Genomic DNA, 256 nt, shown 5'->3' with positions numbered 1-256 from the left:
AAACTTGCAAAAGACTTAACAAACTTGAACAGCGTAACAACTGGTCAAACAACTATCAACAACGATGGCTTGACAATCAACAACAAACAATTCGTTACAGATAATGGCTTCAACGCTAACAATACGCAAATCAAAAACGTAACAGCTGGCGTAGAAGACAACGATGCTGTAAATGTTAAACAATTGAACGATGTAAAAGCTGCATCTAATACAAAAGTAGAAGGTAGCAAAAACATCAATGTTGATGAAACTCAAG

The 256-nt window shown here is 35.5% G+C and carries 1 protein-coding gene; it reads left to right on the top strand.

The features are described 5' to 3' along the window. The coding region (locus ACWA1B_RS23090; RefSeq protein WP_456910998.1) for a hypothetical protein at positions 1–256 on the top strand (256 nt) is incomplete at both ends.

The organism is Flavobacterium xizangense (genome assembly GCF_054075145.1).
Note: the sequence above shows the minus strand (reverse complement) of the source record. Positions and strands in the feature narration are given on the sequence as shown.